Here is a 20,407-nt window from a genome sequence, read left to right as displayed (position 1 = left end):
GCGCCCCGGGCGCAGCGGCTCAGGCGGGGGCGAGGCGGCGCAGCTCGGGCAGCAGGCGGGTGGCCACGTCCACCAGGACGGCCTCGTCGCCCGCGTACCAGCTGCTGGCCCGCGGCCAGTGCGTGACCACGTCGGTGAAGCCCAGCGCGGCGGCCCGCCCGACCTGCTGGGCGAAGAGGTCCGCGCTGCTCAGCGAGAAGACCGGGGCGGAGTCGAGGGAGAGGTAACGGTCCAGCGTGGCCGGGTCGCGGCCGTCCTCGGCCAGCGTCCGGTCCATCCGGGCGGCGAGGTCGGACACGGTCCCCCACCACTCCTCCAGGTCGTCGCCGCCCGTGCCGGTGGTCACCCAGCCCTCCCCGAACCGGGCCACCAGCCGCATCGAGCGGGGACCGTTGGCGGCCATCACGAACGGCACCCGGGGACGCTGCACGCAGCCGGGATTGTTCCGGGCGTCCACGGCCGCGAACCACTCGCCGCGCCACGTCGTCCCGTCCTCCCGCAGGATCAGGTCGAGCAGCTCGGTGAACTCGGCGAGCCGGTCGACGCGCTGGCGCGGCGGCAGCGTCTCGCCGCCCAGCACGGCCGAGTCGAAGCCGATGCCACCCGCGCCGAGACCGAGCAGGAACCGGCCGGCGGAGACGTCGTCGAGGGCGGTGACCTGGCGGGCGAACGCCGCCGGGTGCCGGAAGTTGGGCGAGGCGACCAGGGTGCCGAGCCGGATCCGGGAGGTCACCGTCGCGGCGGCGGTCAGCGTCGTCATCGAGTCGAACCACGGCCCGTCGACCAGGTCCCGCCAGCCCAGGTGGTCGTACGTCCAGGCGTGGTCGAAGCCCCACTCCTCCGCCTGCCGCCACCGGCGCTGCGAGGCCGACCAACGCTGGTCCGGGAGGATCACGATGCCAATCCGCATGATCACCAGCGTACGGCCTGCCGGGGTTCCCGACCCGCTCGCCGCCCGGCGCTCAGGCCGGCGGGCGTGCCGTCGCGTCCGTCGCGGCCCGGACGAACTCGCGGACCCGGGCCGTGGTGTTGCTCTCCAGCCAGACCGGCCCGCGTCGGATCGGCGGGGCGTCGCTGATCGGCACGTACGCGAGGTCCGGGCGCGGATAGTAGCGCCGGACGTGCTCACCGACCGGCAGGACGCCCCGGCCCAGCGCCACCAGGGTCAGCATCTCGGAGAACGTGTCCCCCGCCGGGCCCTTCGGCACCGGCCGCCCCGACGGGGTGCGCTCGGGCGTGCGGTCCCGCTTGAACTCCGCCGAGGTCACCGCCGGGTACTGCACCACCGGATGCTCGGCCAGCACCTCCAGCGAGACGGACCCGGCGCGGGCCAGGGGATGTCCGGCGGCCACCGCGAGCACCCGACCCTCCGTCAGCAGCGCCGGGCCGCACGCCATCCCGTCGAACGGGTACGAGGCCACGAGCACGTCGACCGAGCTGTCGAGCAGGCTGGCCCGGGAGGTGGCGAGTTGCGCCTCGCGTACCCGCACCTCGCAGTCGGGGTGCCGCTCGCTGAACAGGGCGACGGCCCGCAGCAGCACCGACGCCGTCCCCTCGCCGAGGAAGGCGACCCGCAGTTGCCCGGTCATCCCCCGCCCCGCCTCGGCGGCCCGGCGCACCGCCGCCTCCATCCCGTCGACCAGCGGGCGCAGGTCGTCGGCGAGGCGGCGGCCGATCGGGGTCAGGGTCACCACCCGGCTGGTACGCGCGAACAGCGGCGCGCCGATCCGCCGTTCCAGCCTCTTCACCACGTGGCTGACCCGCCCGGTGGTCACCCCCAGCCGCCCGCCGGTACGCCCGAAGTGCAGCTCCTCGGCCAGGGTCAGGAACGTCTCGACCTCGTACCGTTCCAGCATCCGACCCCCACCGCGCGGCGACCCGGCCACCCGTTCGTTGACCCAGGGTCAACGATCGTAGCCCGATCCTGGCTTGGTCGGACCGGCCGTCCAGACGATCGTTGAGGGCATCACCCGGGGCCTGTCCCTACCGCCTGACAATCACGAGGAGCACGCCATGCCCAGCGACTACCTGACCGAACTCGACGCCCCGCTGCGGGAGGTCGGGCAACGGGTCCACGCCGTCGTCGAGGCGGCCCTGCCGGAGGCAACCGGAGCACTGTGGCACGGCCACCCCGTCTGGGGCCTCGGCGACCGGCCCGGCAGGCAGCCGGTGTGCCTGCTCAAGGCCCAGTCGACGTACGTGACCTTCGGGCTGTGGCGGGGGCAGGACGTCCCCGACCCGTCCGGGCGGCTCGTGCCCGGCGCGCGGCGGATGGCGTCGGTGAAGCTGCGCACCGTCGAAGAGGTCGACCCGGCCCTGTTCACCGGCTGGCTGCGCCGGGCGTACGCGCTGGAGGTGGCGGCGTGAGCGCGGTCCGGGTGACCGGCTTCGACCACCTGGTGCTCACCGTCGCCGACGTCGAGCGCTCGCTGGCCTTCTACTGCGGCGCGCTCGGCCTGGAGCCGGTCCGCGTCGACCGGTGGCGGGCCGGCGAGGCCCCCTTCCCGTCGGTGCGGGTCAGCCCGGAGACGATCATCGACCTGGTCCGGGGTCCGAGGGGTGGGTCCAACGTCGACCACTTCTGCCTGGTGGTGGCCCCGCTCGACTGGGCCGGGGTGATCGAAGCGGGCGCCCTCGACGTCGTCGAGGGGCCGGTGGGGCGGTTCGGGGCGCGGGGCAGCGCCACGTCGGTCTACGTCCGCGACCCGGACGGCAACGTCGTCGAGCTGCGCTGGTACCCGCAGGACGCGCAGGCCGACGGTTATCCGGTGGATCGGGAGCCCGTCGGCCCCTAGATTCCTCGGGGTGGGCGATGATGTCGGGGCAGAGATCCGGCTCGCGGAAGCGGCGGACGCGGCGGTGATCGCGGATATCCATCTGCACTCCCGGGCGGCGACCATGCCGTATCTCCCCCCGCAGAAGCGCAGTCCCGAGCAGGTGACCCGTTGGGTCGAGGACGTTCTGCTCAAGGAGTGCCGCATCTGGTTGGCGGTCCGCGACGCGGTGGTCCTCGGCTACGCCGCTCTCGCGGGCGACGTGCTCGAACACCTCTACCTGCGGCCGGACGCCCGCCGGCAGGGCATCGGCACGCTCCTGCTCGACGAAGTCAGACGGCACAGCCCGCACGGGTTGTCGCTGCACGTCTTCCAGCAGAACACCGACGCCCGCGCCTTCTACGAGCGCCACGGCTTCACGGTCCTGGGCACCAGCGACGGCAGCCAGAACATGGAGCACCTGCCCGACATGACCCTCCGCTGGGCGGCTCCGAAGGGATGACGGCCCGGACCGACTGGCAGGCGTGGCACGAGCCCTACGCCGACGAGGGATCGCCCCTGTCGCGCCGGCTGCGCCTCGTGCGGCGGGAGATCGCCGCGTGGCTGGACGAGCGCCCCGACGAGCGGCTGACGGTGGTCAGCGCCTGCGCGGGCCAGGGGCACGACCTCGTCGGCGTGCTCGCCGGGCGGGCCGACGCGCACCGGGTCCGCGCGACGCTGCTGGAGTACGACCCGGGCAACGTGGCCGCCGCCCGGGATGCCGCCGGCCGGGCCGGGCTCGCGAACGTCGCCGTCGAGCGGGCGGACGCGGGGCGGCTCTCGTCGTACGCGGGGGCGGTGCCCGCCGACCTGGTGCTCCTGGCCGGGGTGTTCGGCAACGTCACCGACCATGACGTACGCCGGACTGTGGCCGCCCTGCCGCAGCTCTGCGCGGCGGGTGCCACGGTGATCTGGACGCGGACCCGACGCGCCCCCGACCGGACCCCGGCGCTGCGCGGCTGGCTGCGCGACGCCGGATTCGCGGAGCGGGCGTTCCACGCGCCGGAGGGCATGCTCTTCTCCGTCGGCGCGCACCGGTTCACCGGCCCGCCCCGCCCGCTAAACGCCTCCGGGGAACTGTTCACGTTCATCACAGCAGGCACCCAATGGCGGTGTTAATGCGAAGATCGGGTAGATCTTGGAAGATTTCGGCCCCTGGAGGGGCCGTTTGCTTCCAAGATCTCCCAGTTCCGGGGGCGGGAACCGCCGCCGACCCGGTCAGGGCGCGCAAGAGCGCGCTCGGTTGATTCCGGCAGGTTGAACGGGCACCACCGGGCAGGTTCTTCGGGCACCACCTGCCGTCATAGCTGACCGGCGGCTGTTGATGGTTAGCTTCTCTGGGCACCACTCGGCGTACCTTCTTGATCGGCACCTTGGTCGAGCATCATCGCGGTCCCCTGCCCGACCTCCATCGAGCCGATACCCTGGCGCGTGTGAGTGATCAGGGCCTGCAGGACACCGGCGTGGTGAAGACCTGGCACTCCGAGCAGGGGTGGGGAACTGTCGCCCTCGATCACGTTGACCTGACCGTCTGGGTGCACTACAGCCACATCGTCGCAGGGCCGACCGAGTACCGGAGCCTGACACCGGGTCAGCAGGTGCGATGCCACTACGAAGTCCCGGGCCAGGACGGTTACCCCGCCCGAGCAGTCGAGGTCACCATCCTCTAACCCACAGCAGCGGGCGTAACGCGTCCGCGGCGGTGTCGAGGACTACTTGTCGGTCAAGAGTGTGGCCCCCAGGCTGGTGCCGAGTTCACATGTCGATCTTCGGCACCGACAGGCTGAGATTCAGTGGCCCGTACACCACAGCTGGTGCCCGAAGAACCTACCCAAGTGGTACCGAATCAAGGTGCCGGATTCACTCGGTCGTGCCCCCTGTACGGGCAGGACCGTGTCAGGAGTTCGCTCGGGCTCGTCCCGCCATGGAACAGACCTGACAGGCCGGAGCGGGCGGGCCCTCACCCCGCACCCACCGCCCGCGCCGCGCCGAGGTAGACCGACTTCGACACAAGCGCCAGCCGTCGGCTACCGGAACTCGTGCACGACCTCGATCGGCCCGACGACGTGGTCGTTGAACTCGTCCAGCTCCTCGGCGGGCACCCACAGTTCGAGGATGGACTCGCCGCCGGCCTGCCGCACCGGGTACCGGCGCACGAAGTCCGACTCGACGTGGAAGCGAGTCACGTACCCGACGCCGGACGCCGGGACGTTCCAGTCCCGGGCGATCATGATCGCGTACTCCTCGTTGAGGACCGGGTAGAAGATCGGCTGGTCCGGCAGGCGCGGCGGCCAGCGCCGCCACCCGGACAGGCGGACGAGATCCAGTTCCTCCGGACCGGTCGGACGCCACAGCACCGTCGTACCGCCACCACTGCCCATCTCGACCTCGCCACCGCTCATCCGGCCCTACCGGTTCGGGCCCGGAGTGCCAGGACGGTACCGGGACGCCGACGACGGACACCACCGGTTTCGCCGTCAGACCGCCATCCCGTCAGACCGCAAGAGCGCCCGCCACACGACTGGGGACGGGCGCTCTGGGTGTACGGGGTCGTTCAGTCTCGCTCGGCGATGCGGGCGACGAACGCCCGCCACGCAACCGGGGCAAAGGTGAGCGCCGGGCCGACCGGGTCCTTGCTGTCCCGCACGGCAACGACGCCGGGAAGATTGTCAGCGACCTCCACGCAAGCGCCGCCGTTGGAGCTGCTGCGGGTGCTGGTTCGCCACCGCGCGCCGGTCAGGTCGTCCATGCTCACGCCCTCAGCAGGTCGATGGTCTGGTCACGCGGAAGCGCTACCGATCTCACGGTATCCCAGACGGCCCAGAGGGGGGCAACGTCATTCGTGATACGGCCGGAGGACTGATCATCGAGGTAGCCGACCTCCCCGCCCTCCGGTGTGGTCGCGATGATGAACGGCCCGGCCTGGCCTGGATGCAGGCCGGCGCTCAGCGGGAGAACGTGCACCATGACGTTGGGTCGCTGTGCCATGGTCGCGAGGTGGTCGAGCTGCGGGCCCATCACGTCTGGATGGCCGCGGCGGAGCGCCGCTTCGTCAATCACGAAGACTGTCAGCGGGGGACGCGGGCGGTCGAAGACCGCAGCCTGCCGCCGGAGACGAGACTCGACGTGGTCGTCCGCGTCGGCCATCAGCGGGCCACTTGCGAGGACCGCACGGGCATACGCCTCCGTCTGAAGGAGCCCGGGAAGAACGGCCGACTCGAACCAACGCAACCCCGTCGCCTCGCGCTCTATATCCGCCCACGGCCGGAACCATGCCGGCTCCTTTCGCTTCAGAACGTCCGGCCATAGCTCCAGAACGTCCTTACCAAGAAGCGCTGCGACCTGGGCGCGATGCCGCGTCTGCGGTATCCGTCCTTGGCTCGCCCATTTGGCTGCTGTCTTCGGGTCGACGCCAACCTGAGCTGCGAGGCTGTCGGCGGTGTGACCTGTTTCGGCCATCGCTGCTTGTACGGCCCGGTTCATTCCACAGTCTCCCTTGAACGTTCTGTACGTCAGGGTTTCATAGTGCAACGCAGTGTGATCGCTCCGCAACGGTCGGGAGGCTGTTTCTCAGGACGGCGTGGGTCGGTGAGGGGTACCCCCGGTTCACGTTCGTCGAGGGGCCCGCCGCGGCCTTCCTGCGCCCTGAGGGCGGGGGCGGGCCCCTCTCCAGACTGGATGGACAGGGAGCATCGTGTCGAACCGAGAAGGACGTCACCGCGCCAACGACCGCCGGGGCCGGCACGCCGCGTGTCCGCCGTGGCGGGAGCGCGTGGGAGAAGACAAACCGAAGCCCGATCCGAAACCCGCGCCGCCGCAGGCCCCACCGGACCCGGTGCCGTACGAACCGCCGTTGATCGGCCCGATGGTCCCGCCGCACCGGTTCCCGCGTAACGACGTCGCGACGCGGGTCCTGCGACCGGCGGCGGGAGAGTTCCGCGCGTGGGGCGGGGAGCGACGTGGCAACGGTGGTCGGCCGTGTCGGTGAAGGACTACGACCACACGGCAGGACGTACCGTGAGCCGCCCCCACCTGCCGATGCGCCCGGCCTGGCTCTGCCGGGTCTGTGCCGCGCAGTGGCCGTGTTCGGCGGCCCAACTCGACCTGGCCACCGAGTTCTACGGTCATTCGGTCGCGCTCGCCTTCTACCTGGCCACGTCGATGTACGAGGCGATCGACGACGTGTACCGGCTGGGCGGGCGCCCCGACGGGCCCGCCATGTACGCCCGGTTCCTCGGCTGGCTGTCCCTGACGCGTCGACCGCGCCACAGAACGCAGCGGAGCGCCCGGCCCGCCGGATCGGGCCACATTCGACCCGTCGAGGGCCGGTACCCTGCGCGCATGCCGACCAGCGACGAGGACGTGGCGATCGAGGCCGCGCAAGCAGGAGCCGTCGTCGTCCGGGCCAGGTACGGAGCCGCCCTGACCCGCTTCGAGAAGTCCGGGGGTGACTTCGCCACCTCGGCCGACATCGAGGCGGAGAACGCCATCCTCGACGTCCTCCGCTCCGCGCGGCCCGAGGATGCCGTGACGGGTGAGGAGAGTGGACGCACAGGTGCCGACGACACCGCCCGCGAGTGGCTGGTCGACCCCCTGTGCGGCACGCTCAACTACGCCGTACGCAACATGCTGGTCGCGGTGAACGTCGCGCTGCGGACCGACGCGAAGGTCACCGTGGCGGCCTCGGCCGACCCGTTCACGGACGAGGTGTTCTGGACCGACGGCACCCAGGCATACGTACGCCGCGACGGCGTGGACGAGCGGCTCACACCTTCCGCCGAGTCACAGTTGGTGGACGTCAATCTCGATCCGCCGTTCCCGAACGCTCCCCGGTTCCGGGCGGCGCGGCTGCTCGCCGACCCGGGGTTCGTCGAGCGGTTCCGGCCCCGCGTGGTCTCCACCACCCTGGCGGTCGCCTGGGTCGCCGCCGGCCGGCGGGCCGCCTATGTCACCGACGGCGACCTGCGGGACAGCGTGCACTTCGCCAGTGGGATCGCCCTGTGCCAGGCTGCGGGATGCGTGGTGACCGGCATCCAGGGACAACCGCCGCACACCGGCGCGGGCGGGCTCATCGTGGCTGCGGATCGTCAGACGCACGCCGCCCTGCTGGCGCTGGTCGACAAGCAGTTCCCGCCTGACAGCGACGTCATCTAGCTGGTCGCCGGCTCCGTCCACGGCCCGGACCGCATCTCGATCGGCGCGTAGGCGAGGGCCCGGTCAACGACCTCAGCGGCCGTCATCTCGGGGACCGAAAAGATCATTTCAGCGACGTCCGGGCAGACGAGGTCACGTTCGAGCTGAGCCAACAGGTCGTTGAGCTCAGCATCGTCCGCGTAGCCGAGACTCATGATCCGCTCAACGAGGACGATGGCCTCATCCCGGGTGAGTTTCGGAGGCAGACTCTGATCCATGCCGCGCAGCGTAGGCGAGCATGCTCGACTCCCCGGCATCCCGGTCGTGTGCGTCTCGCCGACCACCCTGTGCCGCCCGGCCGACCAGGGCGCCAGCGCGATTATGCTTCGTGATCTTGGAGGGCCTGTACGGGGACCTGACGGTCGAGGAGCTGCGCGAGCGTTGCGCCCGCTCACCGACGCCAGCAGGCCGGTCAGCCGCGCAGGTAGGTCAGGACGGCGAGTACACGGCGGTGACCGTCCTCCACGGGAAGATCGAGTTTCAGGAAGATGTTGCCGATGTGCTTGGCCACCGCGGCGTCGCTGACCCCGAGCGTGCGGGCGATCGACGGGTTGGAGCGGCCCTCGGCCATCTGCCCGAGCACCTCCCGCTCCCGCCGGGTCAGCCGGTCGAGCGGATTGGTGGTGCGTTGCCGACTCAGCAACTGCCGCACCACATCGGGGTCGATGACGGTCTCGCCGGCCGCGACCCGCGACACCGCATCGGCGAAGTCGGCGACCTCGCCGATGCGGTCCTTGAGCAGGTAGCCGACCCCGGCATGACCGGCCGGGCCGAGCAGTTCGGCGGCGTACGCGGTGGCCGCGTACTGCGACAGCACCAGGACCGCCGCCTCCGGGTCGCTGGCACGCAGCGTCACTGCGGCGCGTAACCCCTCATCGGTGAAATCGGGCGGCATGCGGACATCGGTGATGACCAGGTCAGGCCGGTACTCCAGGGCGGCCCGCAACAGCGAGTCGCCGTCGCCGACCGCCGCCACGACCGTGTGGCCGAGGCCCTCAAGCAGGCTGACGAGGCCGGCCCGCATGAGGGCGGAGTCCTCGGCCAGGACTATCCGCAGCGACACGGCAGGTCGATCCTCACCACGGTCGGGCCTCCTCGCGGGCTGCTGATCTCCAGGGTGCCATCCATGACGGCCACCCGGTCGGCCAGCCCTCGGACGCCCGTGCCCAGCGACGGGTCGGCGCCACCCCGCCCGTCGTCGGTGATCGTCAGCACCAGCCGATCCTCCACCGCTCTTCCGGTGACCCGGACGCAGGTGGCCGCGGCATGCCGGACCACGTTGGTCAGGGCCTCGGAGACGACGAAGTAGGCGGTGGACTCCACCGCAGGCGACGGGCGACCGGGCATCACGAGGTCGACCTCGACCGGAATCGGGCAGCGCTCGGCGAGTTCGCGTACCGCCTCGGCCAGCCCGAAATCGGTGAGAATCTGCGGATGGATGCCGCGAATCTGCTCCCGGATCGCCGCGAGCGCCATCCGGGCCTGTTGGTGGGCCTCGCCGACGAGTTCGCCGGTCCGTTCGTTCTTGCCGGCGAGCTCGATCTCGGCCAGGCTCAGATTCATCGTCAGGAGTAACAGGTGCTGCTGTGCGCCGTCGTGCAGGTCACGCTCGATGCGCCGACGTTCGGCCTCGAACGCGTTCACCAGCCGGTTGCGCGACTCGGCCAGCTCGTCCATCTGACGGCTCAACTCGGTACCGGTGGGGGCGAGCAGCCACCTGGCGAACTCCGCCTGCCCACCGGCGAGAACGCTGATCCCGTACAGGGTGACGACCGTCGCGGGCACCCCGATCAGGGCGGCGGCGGCGCACGCCTGGCCAATCGTGTCGACCGACCAGCCGCCCAGATCGATCTGGATCTGACCCGGGTCCATCGTCGCGACGAACAGCGGCAGCGCCAGCAGGATGACGCAGAGGAAGACGACGAACAAGGCGACCGTGTCGAGGAGGAGGAGCACCGACTGCAGGCACGCGAAGTAGCCGAGTTCGCGCCAGGTCGACGCCTCGCGCAGCCGCAGCCGTGCCCACGCCAGCCCGCTTCCGGACGCCGTCGCGTGTGGGTTGCGGACCTGGGCCGACGTCAGGAGGCGGAGCCGGTGACGCTCCAGTGCCCCGACCGGCACACCGGCGAACAGGAGCAACGGTGGGAACACCAGCAGCACCAGGACGGCGACCCATGCGGCTCCGGCGACCGCCACCGTGCTGGCGACGTAGGCCAGGCTCCGCCACGGCCACGACGACAGCAGGAAGCGGAGCGGATTGCTCGCCATCACCCGCCACACGCTCGCAGCCACCTTCACTCCGCCGCGACACAGTCTGTGTCGCGGGTCGGCAGGACACCGTCGACCAGGTAGCGGTTCACGGTGCTGTCGACGCATTCATTCTCTGCGGCGAGGTACTGGGCGTGCGCGAAACGGCCGCGAAGCGTCACCATGCGCGAGCCTGCCAGCGCCTGATGCATCGCCTGCTGTCCCGGGTACGGGGTGGCCGCGTCGCCGTCAGCTCCGACGATCAGCGCCGGCGCGTTGTTGCGGATCGTCGTGGTCGCCTCGGCCGGCCGCACGGGCCAGAACGCGCACGGCGTGATGTTGCGGGTCAGCGGCCCGAAGAGCGGCTCGTCGGCGCGGTGGGCCTGAATGTCGCGAAAGTACGTGTCCGGATTTCGGGGGGCGGCGCGGTCGGCGCACAGGACGGGAGTACCGGCTCGGTCGGCGGCGTAGCCGGCACCGGTGAACAGACCGGCGAGAAAGCCCTCCAGCGAGGGCGTGGGCGTCACCGCTTCACCGCGTGCGGCGGCGTCGAGCACCCGCAGTTGCTCGGCGAGATCCGCGTAGCCCTCGACGAGGTCGTCGTAGAGGTGGGCGAAGAGGAAGTACGGCAGCACGTGCGAGTCCACCGCGTACGCGCCGATCTTGAGCGGACGGCGAGCGCTGGCGTCATTGATGCGGTCCACCGTGGCCAACACCTCGCCGGCGGTGGCGCCCAGGCCGTACTCGCCGTTGCGATCGGCCGCCCACGCGGCCCAGTGTTCGAGCGCGGCCTGGATCGCCGTCGCGTTGCGGGAGAAGAGGGCCGGGCCGAAGATGGCCGGATCCACGGCGCTGTCCAGCACCACCCGGTCGGCGCGGGAGCCGAACATCTGCAGGTAGACCGCACCCAGGTAGGTGCCATACGAGTAGCCGAGGTAGGACAGCTTCCGTTCCCCCAGGACGTCTCGGACGAGATCCATGTCCCGGGCGGTGTTCCGCGTGGACGCGTGCGGCAGGAGATCGAGGTTGCCCTGCGCACACCCGACGGCGAGTTCCTTCGCCAGTGCCACGCTCTCGTTGAACGTGCGCCGGTTCGGGCCGGCGGAACGCAGGAACGTGTCGGTCTCCCATCGGCACTCGATCGGGCTGCTCCGGCCCACGAACCGCGGGTCCATCCCGATCAGGTCGTACCGGGCCGCGACGTCCGGCATCTGCCCGCCGGCGAGCACCATCTCCATCCCACTGCTTCCAGGGCCCCCCGGGTTGATCATCAGGACGCCACGGCGCCGGGCCGGGTCGGTCGCCTTGATCCGCGCCATCGCGACCGTGGTCGTACGGCCGTGCGGGCGGCTGTAGTCGACCGGGACGGTCACTTCGCCGCACTGGGCGCCCGCGTCGTCGAGAGCGGCGCCCAGTTCGTCGTCCGGGCCGGTAAGGCAGCCGTGCCAGTTCACCGACTGCTGTTGGGCAACCCCGGCCGACGCGACAGTCGTGGTCAGTACTCCGCCGAGTGTCAGTGCACCGGCGGCGACAAGTGCCGTGATTCTTCGAGTTCGCACAGGTCAACCGTAGGGATGGCCGGGTCGGGGCGCGATGGTGCACGGACCCGGCCAGGCGGTCGAGGGGCCGGTACCCGAGCGGTATACCTGGCTCTACCCTCCGCACCCGGGTGCACCGCATGCCCGAGCCCCGCCGGCCGGGGTTCCCGAGTTTTCTGGCGTCCGCGGCCTGAGGGCAAGTCAGGCGCAGATCCACCGGACCGGTGTCGAGTAGTGCAGGCCGTACGCGATGTCGTCGTCGGTCAGTCCGGTGATCTGCGCGATCGAATAGGGGGAAGGGCCGAAGGGCAGCGGACGGTCTACACCGTCCTTCCGGAGCCACTGCTCGTTCTCGTACGGGAGCTTGTAGGCGACCGAGCCACGCGCGTTGACCTGAAATGCCATTCCCGAGCCGAGCAAGACCGGATCAGCGCCGGGTGCCCACGTCACGACACGGGTGAGCCCGCCCTCGTTCTCCGTGCCGACCACCGTGCCGGCCCTGATTCCCGCCAGGCTTACATATGTGTCCGGGCCGGGGTCGTAGGCCGGCAGGACCTCGGCCGGCGCCCCGGGCGCCCACCGCAACCGGAGCGAGGCCGTAGGAGCGGCCTCGCCGACAGGTCACGGCTTGTCGATCAGCTCGGTGAGTGCGGCGTCGCCCTGCGCGATGACCGTGCCACCGGGGTAGGCGACCACCACGATCTCGATACACCGTGCTGAGCGGGTTCAGACCGCCGCCAACCCCTCCGCGTTGATCCGGTGTTCGGCCGGACTGACCCCGCGTACCCGCTTGAACGCGGCGCTGAGCGCAAACGGACTGCCGTAGCCGACCCGGCGGGCCACCGCGCTGATGGTGGCGTCCGGCTCTCTCAGCAGATCGGCCGCCAGGGCCAGTCGCCAACCGGTGAGGTACGCCATCGGCGACTCACCGACAAGCTCGGTGAACCGGCGGGCCAGCGCGGCCCGGGACACCCCGGTACGGGCGGCGAGCGTCGCCACCGTCCAGGGGTCGGCCGGATGGTCGTGCAGCAGCCGCAGCGCCAGGCCCACCACCGGATCGCCGTGTGCCCGGTACCAGGCCGGGGCTGCCGCCTCCGGACGGGAGAACCAGGCCCGTAGTACGGCGATGAGCAGCAGGTCCAGCAACCGGTCGAGGACCACCTCCTGGCCCGGCTCGTCCTTGGCCATCTCGTCGGCGAGCAACGGGACCAGCGGGCTGCTCCACGCCTCATCCGGCAGCACCAGCAGCGCCGGCAGCACCCGCAGCAGGCGCTGACTCACCTCCCCGTGGAACTGGTAGGTGCCGCTGAGCAGCACGGCCGAGCCGTCCAGCCGCTCGCCCCAGGTGCGTACGCCCAGGTCCATCACGGCGCACAACTCTTCCCCGTCCGGAGTGGTGCTGCGCTCGCCGGGGTGGATCACCGCCTGCGGCGGGGTGCCCGGGTCGTCGGCGATCGTGTACGGCTCCGGACCCCGGATGACCGCCACATCGCCGGGGCGAAGCCGGACGGGGGCGCCGGTGTCCGGCACCACCCACGCGTCACCACGGAACATGGACACCAGGGTGAGTGGTGCGCGGTCCTGGATCCGTACCGACCACGGCGGGTCGAACACCGATCGGAGCAGGAACGCGCCGCGCGCTCTCGGCCCGTCCAACAGCCCTGCCAGTGCGTCCATGCACCCCAGGCTAGAAGAACCATGGTGAGACGCCCGGACATGGAGCCAAGCGTCTCACTCATTCCCGGTCAGGCCCCGCTCGGCTTGACTAGTGACATGACAGAGGACGTGTACGAACAGCCCATCCTGGTGCTCGGCGGCACCGGCAAGACCGGCCGTCGCGTGGTGGACCGCCTCACCGCCCTCGGCCGTTCGGTACGGGTCGGTTCCCGCTCCGGCGAGCCACGGTTCGACTGGACCGACCAGAGCACCTGGGCCGGCATGCTGGAGGGGGTCGGGTCGGTGTACCTGGTGTACTACCCGGACCTGGCCGCACCGGACGCCCTCGCCACGATCCGCGCGTTCGTCGAGCAGGCGGTGGCCGGCGGCGTCGAGCGGATCATCCTGCTCTCCGGCCGGGGCGAGGAGGCGGCTCAGCTCTGCGAGCAGGTGGTGCAGCGATCCGGTGCGGAGTGGACGATCCTGCGGGCGAGCTGGTTCAGCCAGAACTTCAGCGAGGATTTCCTGGTGGACTCGGTGCGTGGCAGCGAGATCGTGCTTCCGGCCGGCGACGTCGGGGAGCCGTTCGTCGACGCCGACGACATCGCCGAGATCGCGGTCGCGGCGCTGACCGAGGCGGGCCACGTGGGTCAGCTCTACGAACTGACCGGGCCCCGGCTGCTCACCTTCGCCGAGGCGACCGCCGAGATCGCCAAGGCGGTCGGGCGACCGATCACCTATCAGTCGGTCTCTCCGCAGGAGTACGCCGAGGTAATGGCGCGTTACCATGTGCCCGCCGAGCTGGTGGCCGTCCTGACCGACCTGTTCGGCAAGGTCCTGGACGGGCGTAACGCCCACCTGACCGACGGTGTGCAACGCGCTCTGGGCCGCCGGCCCCGGGACTTTGCGGACTACGCGCGGGACGCCGCCGCCACCGGCATCTGGGCAACCGGACAATCGGATCGGGGTTGATCGTCATGAACACGCTGACAGCCTGGTCGGCGGCGGTGACCCTGGCGGTGACCGGTCTGATCGCCGGGGTCTACTACGCCTTCTCCGTGTCCGTGATGCCCGGGTTGAACGCGACCGACACCGGCACCGCGATCCGGGCCATGACGAGCATCAACCAGAAGATCCAGAATCCGCTCTTCTTCGTCACCTTCTTCGGTCCCATCCTCGCGGCCACGATCACGGGCGTACTGCTGCTGATCCTCGGCCACCGTCCGGCGGCGCTGCTGTTCTTCCTGGCCGGGGCCGTGTACCTGGTGGGCGCGTTCATCCCGACGGTGGCCCTCAACGTGCCGATGAACGAGACGCTCGACGCGGCCGGTGTGCCGACCGACCCGGCGGAGGCGACGCGGATCTGGGCGGACTACGCCTCGCGCTGGACCTGGTGGAACACCGTGCGCGCCGGGGCGAGCGTGGTCAGCCTGCTGCTTGCCGGATTCGGCCTCTACCTCTGGGGCAGCCAGCGGTGACCACGCCACCCGGCGGCGCGCGGCACGTTTTGGGCACCCGGGATACAGATGAGGCTGGTCAGGTTATCTACCCTGACCAGCCTCATCGTCTTGGAGCGGGTGACGGGAATCGAACCCGCACTGTCAGCTTGGGAATCGTCGATGCCTAGCCGCTCGAAGGGCCGATGCCCTGCTCAGCGGTGGTCCTGGATGGCCTCGGCTGACCCCTGCTGTCCTGGCCCAATGGCACGCTAATGGCACGGTTCCTGCCGTGCCGCTCCGGTCGATCACCCAGCAGCCAGCCCCTGCCTTGCAAAGATGGGTCTGCTGCACCAGTAGGTGACAGTTTCAGTCACGCGGGTAGGGCTTGGGCACAGCGACATCCTTCCAGCCCGCCACCAGGGCAAGCCATCTCAGATGTCACCTATCGGTGCAGCAGACCCTCGGGCTCGACCACTTCGAAGGACGCTCCTGGATCGGCTGGCACCGCCACGTCACCCTCACCGCAGCCGCCCAACTGTTCCTCACCCAGCTACGGACAGCCCGCCCAAAAGCAGCGGGGCAAACCTGAGCATCTACGCCGTCCTCCGCGAACTGCAGTACCTACTCGCGACCTGGCTCGGGTTCTGCCCCCTCTGCCACCAACTCGTCCCAACTCAACACAGCACTACTAGCGGTCGGGTCTACAGTCGCGACGCCGGTGGCCCACCAGTGCAATCGGCCCGCGCCGCCTTCATAGGGAGACGCGGGGCCGGTGGGCTCAACGAACCGGCACCGTCACAGATCATCATGCGGGTGCTGATGCTCCGGCCCGCTGCCCGGGTTGTACGGGGTGAGTATCCACTGCTGGTTGGCGAAGATGGTATTGCACCCCCAGACAACCAGGTAACCCTCGTTCGGGGCGCTCGATCCGCGGTAGATATCCATGCACAGTTCTGGCTTCAAGACGCTTTGTAGCAACATTTGACCGTTGTCCAACATCACTGGTCGCCACCTCTGGCTTGCCTGGCCAGTGCAGTGCCACAGGACAAGCTCGCGGCCGTTCACGGCGCTGTCGCTGTAGTAAATGTCGATACACCGGTTACTGTCGATGCCCCGGAACGAAACGTTGTTCCCGTGGGACCACTCGAGCTTCCAACCCTGGTTAGCCACGCCGGTCCGGTTCCTGGAGACGATCCGGGTGTCGATTCCGCTGCCGTCCACATTCAGCACACCACCCGATCGCATACTTTCCACAACGGATTTCACCGGGTGCGCCTGCGCGTCGAACAGCAGCCCATCGAGCACGGTGGTGGTGGCTTCGGCCGGGGTGAACAGCCACCGCTGGCTGGACGCATCGGAGCAGTGCAGAACCTTGATTTTGCTTTCGTACGGCTTGGAGTCTCCCCTCCCACTGGTAGCCATGCACAGCTCCGGCCGGACAACGCTGCGCAACCGCATTTCACCGTATCCCACCGACTCCGGGATCCACCTCTGGCTCGCCTGGCCAGTGCAGTCCCACAGGACGAGCTTGCGGCCATCCTCGGCGCTGTCGCTGTAGTAAATGTCGATACACCGGCCGCTGCCCCGACCCCGGAACTGGATCGTGTTGTCGAGGTAGTGCTTCAGGGTCCACGCCTGGTTGGGCTCACCGTTCCGGTGCCAGGAGACGATATCGGTGTCCCTTTCGGTCCTTCCGTGGTCCGCGTCGAGCACGCCTCCGGCCTCTACATTCACCACCGTCCGGTCCCTGCCATAGCGGTCAATCGGCTCGGCCGACGCGCGGAGCGTGCCCAGCGCGACGGCATAGTGGTCGGAGGTCGCCCCCGCGAGCCGGTTCACCTGGATGCCGCTGACGTTCTCTGAGGAGACCAGGTAGTCGAGTTCGTTACCGGACTGCTGGGTGGGCTGGCCGGAACGGTAGATATGCGCGCCAGCGGGGACGGTGAGATCGCCCGGCGGGCGGTTGAAGTCGCCGAGGATCGTCCAGCGTTCGTTGCGTCCGCGCGCCGCGACCGTGAGCGCAATCTGCGCGACCATCGCGTCCGCCTCGTTCTGGTTTCCCGAGGCCCGGGCGTGCAGGGTGAAGTACCAGGTGTCGTCGTACCGGACGCCCAGCGCGGCGCGACCGGCGGGGTTCGGCACCGCGGTCACCTCGTCTGCCGCCCGTTGGGTGACCATCGCAATGTTGGTACGGCCGCCGACGTAGGTGCCGCCGGTGGAGTCGGTTTGCAGGAAATAGACGTCGTAGTTGCCCTGGCCGCCCCGCCAACTGGTGTGCTGTACGTAGCCGGCGCGTCCGATCTGCGGCAGTCCCGGGATGTTTATCTGTCCGGCCTGGGTGCCCGGCGTCAGGGGCGGCGGAGTGGGACCAGCCTCCTGGAGGGCCACGATCTCTGCCCGGGCGGCGTACCCGGCGATCGTCGTGGTCCACTTGCTGTCGTCGCCGGTGGTCGCGCCCTGCATGTTGTAAGTGATCAGAGGTTTGTCACCGAGCGCCGCCTCGGCCGATGGTGGTGGTACGACAAGCACCGTTACCAGACCGGTCAGCAGCGCCGCCAGGCCAGCGAGCGGCCGGCGCGTAACGCGGGTTGTCGAGGAATGCACAGGTCCTCCTCCGGGGCGAAATCTGCCGATCCGTGCGGCGGCTTCCAGGGCCGCCGTACGGGTAAACGAGGGCAGTGAATGCCGACAACACCGCACACGACTCGGTGATGGCCTTCAATGGAATGCTCTGGTCTACACCATAGGCTGCGCTTATGATCAATACAATGAGCGATTACCTGGAATCTACTGTGGAGCTTCTCGTTCGGGCCCTCACCCTGCGGCGGGACGCGGTCGCCGCAGGGATCAGCTGGACCACCCGCAGTGTCCTCGGTCAGGCCGCCGGGCCGGCCGTGGTCGCAAGCCCTCACCGAGCCATAATCACAATCCCCGGCTGGAGTACTAGTAGTGCTTTGTTAGGTCGTTGTGGCGTGTCGCTTGTGTGGGCATTGTGGCGGTGTTTGGCTGCGGTGCGTGGATGAGCGCGATCTTGTTCAGGTGCGGGCGCGGTTGGAGGACTTCGCGGGGTTACGGCGCTCGGATCAGCGGGCGACCGGTCTGCGGTATCTGCGAGGGCTGATGCTGGACGGTCGGCGTAAGTCGATGCAGCCGATGGCGCAGCGGCTCGGGGTCGATCACCAGCAGTTGCAGCAGTTCCTGACCTCGTCGACCTGGGATGTCGCCGGTGTGCGGCGGCGGCTGGCCACCGCCGCGCTCGAAGTGGTGACACCCCAGGTGTGGGTGGTCGACGACACCGGGTTTCCCAAGGACGGCAAGGCTTCGGCGTGTGTGGCCCGGCAGTACTCCGGCACCCTCGGTAAGGTCGCCAACTGCCAGATCGCCGTCAGCGTCCACGTCGCGACCGACGCCGCGTCGGCGGTGTTGAACTGGCGGCTGTTCGTGCCGGAGTCCTGGGACGACACCTGCGTCCCAGGACCGGACGGCAAGCCCACGAACGCGCACGCCCACAGACTGCGCCAGCAGCCTGTCACCCTCGATGCGGCCGGGGCGAAGAAGCCACACCAACGCGTGCGGGGGCCGTCCGCCGAGCAGATCGAGCAAATCCGCCGGCGGCGGGCAGCGTCGAAGGTCCCCGACACCGAGCGGTACCGGCCGAAGTGGATGATGGCCCTGGAGATGCTCGACGAGTTGGCCGAGTGGGGGCTACGTCCGCCGCTGTTGACCGCTGACGCCGGCTACGGCCAGGTCGCCGAGTTCCGTCAGGGCCTGACCGAACGCGGCATCGGCTACATCGTGGCGACCACGTCGTCCACCACCGCGCAACCCGGCGACGCCCAACCGGTGCAGGTGCCCTACGCCGGTGTCGGCAAGTACCCCACGCCGCGCTACCCCCAACCGGCCCGCAGCCTGAAGGACCTGGCCCTCGCCCACGGTGCTGACACGGCACGCCTGGTGCGCTGGCGTGCCCGGCTACCCACACCCGACCGCGACCCGGACCGGCCCGTCGGTGAGCTGTCCGGGCACTTCTTCGCCCTACGGGTACGTCCCGCCGGCCGAGCCGTCCGACGCGGCCCGCACCGTGGCGACGACGGCGCCTGGTCGCCGAACGGCGTATCCCGTTCCACAAGCTCGGGCGCAGCGTACGCATCAAGGCCGTAGACCTGGCCGCGCACGTCGAAGCCGGCCGGGTCGAGCCGTTGACCGCCTCCGGGGTCTGGTCGACTCTGCGGCAGGTGGCCTGATGGCGAACCGGGACGGACACCGACGGTTCGGCAGCCTCCGCAAGCTGCCCTCCGGGCGCTATCAGGCTCGCTATCTCGGACCGGACGGCCAGATGCGAAAGGCACCGGAGACGTTCGCTCGCAAGTCCGACGCTGACCGGTACCTCACCCTGGTCGAATCGCAGATCATCCGGCGGACGTGGGTCGACCCGGAGCGGGGCAAGGTCAAGCTCAGCGACTACGGGCGACGGTGGATCGCCGAGCGGCCGAACCTGCGGCCCCGGACCGTGCACCTCTACGGCTGGCTGTTCGGCAAGTACATCGAGCCGTACCTTGGCCGCACCGAGCTGGCCCGCCTCGACACCCCGATGGTCCGGGAGTGGCGGACCAAGCTGCTCGGCAACGGCGTCTCGGTGAGCATGGCGGCAAAGGCGTACCGGCTGCTGCGCGCGGTGTTGATGACCGCCGTCAAGCAGGACGAGATCCTGCCTCGCAACCCGTGCCAGGTGCCCGGTGCCGATCAGGAGAAGCCGGCGGAACGACCGGTGCTGACCCTCGCCCAGGTCTTCAAGCTGGCTGATGCCGTGCCACCCCGGTACCGCGCCCTGGTGCTGCTCACCACCTTTGGCTGCCTGCGCTGGGGTGAGGTGGCGGCGCTGCAGCGGCAGGACGTCGACACCACCGCCGGGACGGTCCGGGTGCGCCTGGCGTACACCGAGCAACGGGGTGTCGGTCTGGTCCTCGGTCCGCCGAAGTCTCGGGCCGGCCGGCGCATGGTCAGCCTGCCCCCGGTGGTCGTCGACGTGCTCCGTGACCACCTGGCCGCAGAGGTGGACGACAACCCGGAAGCACACGTGTTCACCACCGAGTCCGGGCGGCCGATCTGGCGGGGCAACCTCAACAAGTTGATCAAATGGAAGGCCACCGTTGCCCGGATCGGTCAGCCGAACCTGCACTTCCACGACCTGCGGCACACCGGCAACACCCTGGCCGCGCAGACCGGGGCGAGCACCCGCGACCTGATGGCACGGATGGGTCACGACTCACCGCAGGCGGCGATGATCTACCAGCACGCGACGGCCGAAGCGGATCGGGCCATCGCCGACGCGCTCAACCGGGCAGTCCAGGCCGACCGGAAGCAGACCAAGAAGGCCGACAAGGTCAAGAAGGCGGCGACCGACAAGCCAGCGAAGACCAAGGGCAAGACCAAGCCGGCCGGCGGCGGGAAGCAGGGCCGGAAGGGCAGCGGCGACGACCCGGACGAGGGTACGGCCGGCGCCCTGGTCAGCCGGGGCTAA

General features: G+C 69.9%; 22 protein-coding genes and 2 pseudogenes. 12 read left to right on the top strand and 12 right to left on the bottom strand.

Features of this window, described 5'->3' with window-relative positions; translation table 11 throughout:
- Nucleotides 1–19: 19 nt before the first annotated feature.
- The gene (locus tag GVV04_RS15890) at nt 20–910 is read right to left on the bottom strand and encodes an LLM class flavin-dependent oxidoreductase (RefSeq protein WP_161688805.1); all 891 of its coding nucleotides are present in this window, start codon (nt 908–910) and stop codon (nt 20–22) included.
- Nucleotides 911–962: 52 nt separating this feature from the next.
- Entirely contained in the window at nt 963–1,856 is an 894-nt protein-coding gene (locus GVV04_RS15885) for a LysR family transcriptional regulator (RefSeq protein ID WP_161688804.1), read from the bottom strand.
- A 157-nt stretch (nt 1,857–2,013) separates the two neighbouring features.
- Here GVV04_RS15885 and GVV04_RS15880 point away from each other — a divergent pair, with 157 nt between their 5' ends.
- From GVV04_RS15880 to GVV04_RS15860, 5 genes are all read left to right on the top strand, one after another.
- Entirely contained in the window at nt 2,014–2,367 is a 354-nt protein-coding gene (locus GVV04_RS15880; protein WP_161688803.1) for a DUF1801 domain-containing protein, read from the top strand.
- On the top strand, nt 2,364–2,795 hold the full coding sequence (locus tag GVV04_RS15875; RefSeq protein ID WP_161688802.1) for a VOC family protein: 432 nt from the start codon (nt 2,364–2,366) through the stop codon (nt 2,793–2,795). The genes GVV04_RS15880 and GVV04_RS15875 overlap by 4 nt, the downstream gene beginning before the upstream one ends.
- Nucleotides 2,796–2,805: 10 nt before the next feature.
- Nucleotides 2,806–3,276 carry a GNAT family N-acetyltransferase gene (locus tag GVV04_RS15870; protein WP_328822414.1) on the top strand — a complete coding sequence of 157 codons (471 nt, stop codon included), beginning with the start codon at nt 2,806–2,808 and terminating at the stop codon, nt 3,274–3,276.
- Entirely contained in the window at nt 3,273–3,932 is a 660-nt protein-coding gene (locus GVV04_RS15865) for a class I SAM-dependent methyltransferase family protein (protein WP_161688801.1), read from the top strand. Before GVV04_RS15870 ends, GVV04_RS15865 begins: the two co-directional genes overlap by 4 nt.
- A gap of 314 nt (nt 3,933–4,246) precedes the next feature.
- Complete coding sequence (locus GVV04_RS15860; protein ID WP_161688800.1) at nt 4,247–4,483, top strand: cold shock domain-containing protein; 237 nt, start codon at nt 4,247–4,249, stop codon at nt 4,481–4,483.
- A 357-nt stretch (nt 4,484–4,840) separates the two neighbouring features.
- Here GVV04_RS15860 and GVV04_RS15855 read toward each other — a convergent pair whose 3' ends face one another.
- From GVV04_RS15855 to GVV04_RS15845, 3 genes are all read right to left on the bottom strand, one after another.
- Complete coding sequence (locus GVV04_RS15855) at nt 4,841–5,194, bottom strand: hypothetical protein (protein WP_161689413.1); 354 nt, start codon at nt 5,192–5,194, stop codon at nt 4,841–4,843.
- A gap of 173 nt (nt 5,195–5,367) precedes the next feature.
- Nucleotides 5,368–5,562, bottom strand: a complete 195-nt coding sequence (locus tag GVV04_RS15850) for a DUF397 domain-containing protein (RefSeq protein ID WP_161688799.1) — start codon at nt 5,560–5,562, stop codon at nt 5,368–5,370.
- Between the two features lie 2 nt (nt 5,563–5,564).
- Nucleotides 5,565–6,296, bottom strand: coding sequence for a DUF5753 domain-containing protein (locus GVV04_RS15845; RefSeq protein WP_161688798.1), 732 nt, complete (start codon nt 6,294–6,296; stop codon nt 5,565–5,567).
- A gap of 858 nt (nt 6,297–7,154) precedes the next feature.
- On the opposite strand from GVV04_RS15845, the gene GVV04_RS15835 reads away from it, so the two are divergent.
- Complete coding sequence (locus GVV04_RS15835) at nt 7,155–7,967, top strand: inositol monophosphatase family protein (RefSeq protein ID WP_161689412.1); 813 nt, start codon at nt 7,155–7,157, stop codon at nt 7,965–7,967.
- Here GVV04_RS15835 and GVV04_RS15830 read toward each other — a convergent pair.
- From GVV04_RS15830 to GVV04_RS15805, 6 genes are all read right to left on the bottom strand, one after another.
- A complete protein-coding gene (locus GVV04_RS15830) occupies nt 7,964–8,224 on the bottom strand; it encodes an e9imm peptide (RefSeq protein WP_235966237.1) in 261 nt (86 codons plus the stop codon). The genes GVV04_RS15835 and GVV04_RS15830 overlap by 4 nt on opposite strands.
- 194 nt (nt 8,225–8,418) lie before the next feature.
- A complete protein-coding gene (locus GVV04_RS15825; RefSeq protein ID WP_201753667.1) occupies nt 8,419–9,063 on the bottom strand; it encodes a response regulator transcription factor in 645 nt (214 codons plus the stop codon).
- Nucleotides 9,054–10,298: a sensor histidine kinase gene (locus GVV04_RS15820; protein ID WP_201753569.1), complete on the bottom strand. Its 1,245-nt coding sequence runs from the start codon at nt 10,296–10,298 to the stop codon at nt 9,054–9,056. The genes GVV04_RS15825 and GVV04_RS15820 overlap by 10 nt, the downstream gene beginning before the upstream one ends.
- A 2-nt stretch (nt 10,299–10,300) precedes the next feature.
- Nucleotides 10,301–11,812, bottom strand: coding sequence for an alpha/beta hydrolase (locus tag GVV04_RS15815; protein WP_161688796.1), 1,512 nt, complete (start codon nt 11,810–11,812; stop codon nt 10,301–10,303).
- Between the two features lie 180 nt (nt 11,813–11,992).
- Nucleotides 11,993–12,280, bottom strand: coding sequence for a hypothetical protein (locus tag GVV04_RS15810; protein ID WP_161688795.1), 288 nt, complete (start codon nt 12,278–12,280; stop codon nt 11,993–11,995).
- Between the two features lie 237 nt (nt 12,281–12,517).
- A complete protein-coding gene (locus GVV04_RS15805) occupies nt 12,518–13,468 on the bottom strand; it encodes an AraC family transcriptional regulator (RefSeq protein ID WP_161688794.1) in 951 nt (316 codons plus the stop codon).
- A 96-nt stretch (nt 13,469–13,564) separates the two neighbouring features.
- Here GVV04_RS15805 and GVV04_RS15800 point away from each other — a divergent pair, with 96 nt between their 5' ends.
- From GVV04_RS15800 to GVV04_RS15790, 3 genes and pseudogenes are all read left to right on the top strand, one after another.
- The gene (locus GVV04_RS15800) at nt 13,565–14,419 is read left to right on the top strand and encodes a Rossmann-fold NAD(P)-binding domain-containing protein (RefSeq protein WP_161688793.1); all 855 of its coding nucleotides are present in this window, start codon (nt 13,565–13,567) and stop codon (nt 14,417–14,419) included.
- Between the two features lie 5 nt (nt 14,420–14,424).
- Complete coding sequence (locus GVV04_RS15795; RefSeq protein ID WP_161688792.1) at nt 14,425–14,925, top strand: anthrone oxygenase family protein; 501 nt, start codon at nt 14,425–14,427, stop codon at nt 14,923–14,925.
- Between the two features lie 421 nt (nt 14,926–15,346).
- Nucleotides 15,347–15,475 (top strand): annotated as a pseudogene (locus GVV04_RS15790) (IS701 family transposase); the annotation flags it as partial.
- A gap of 206 nt (nt 15,476–15,681) precedes the next feature.
- Here the strand turns inward: GVV04_RS15790 and GVV04_RS15785 are convergent.
- On the bottom strand, nt 15,682–17,490 hold the full coding sequence (locus tag GVV04_RS15785) for an RICIN domain-containing protein (RefSeq protein WP_161688791.1): 1,809 nt from the start codon (nt 17,488–17,490) through the stop codon (nt 15,682–15,684).
- 411 nt (nt 17,491–17,901) lie between these two features.
- Between GVV04_RS15785 and GVV04_RS15780 the strand changes: the two are divergent.
- The 3 genes and pseudogenes from GVV04_RS15780 to GVV04_RS15770 all read left to right on the top strand — a co-directional run.
- Nucleotides 17,902–18,981: pseudogene (locus GVV04_RS15780) on the top strand (IS701 family transposase); the annotation flags it as partial.
- A 2-nt stretch (nt 18,982–18,983) separates the two neighbouring features.
- A complete protein-coding gene (locus GVV04_RS34795) occupies nt 18,984–19,130 on the top strand; it encodes a MerR family transcriptional regulator (protein ID WP_161689409.1) in 147 nt (48 codons plus the stop codon).
- Nucleotides 19,130–20,407, top strand: coding sequence for a tyrosine-type recombinase/integrase (locus GVV04_RS15770; protein WP_161688790.1), 1,278 nt, complete (start codon nt 19,130–19,132; stop codon nt 20,405–20,407). Before GVV04_RS34795 ends, GVV04_RS15770 begins: the two co-directional genes overlap by 1 nt.

The sequence above is a fragment of the Micromonospora rubida genome, from assembly GCF_009908295.1.
Classification (GTDB): Bacteria; Actinomycetota; Actinomycetes; order Mycobacteriales; family Micromonosporaceae; genus Micromonospora; species Micromonospora rubida.
This window is presented reverse-complemented; position numbering and strand designations above follow the sequence as displayed.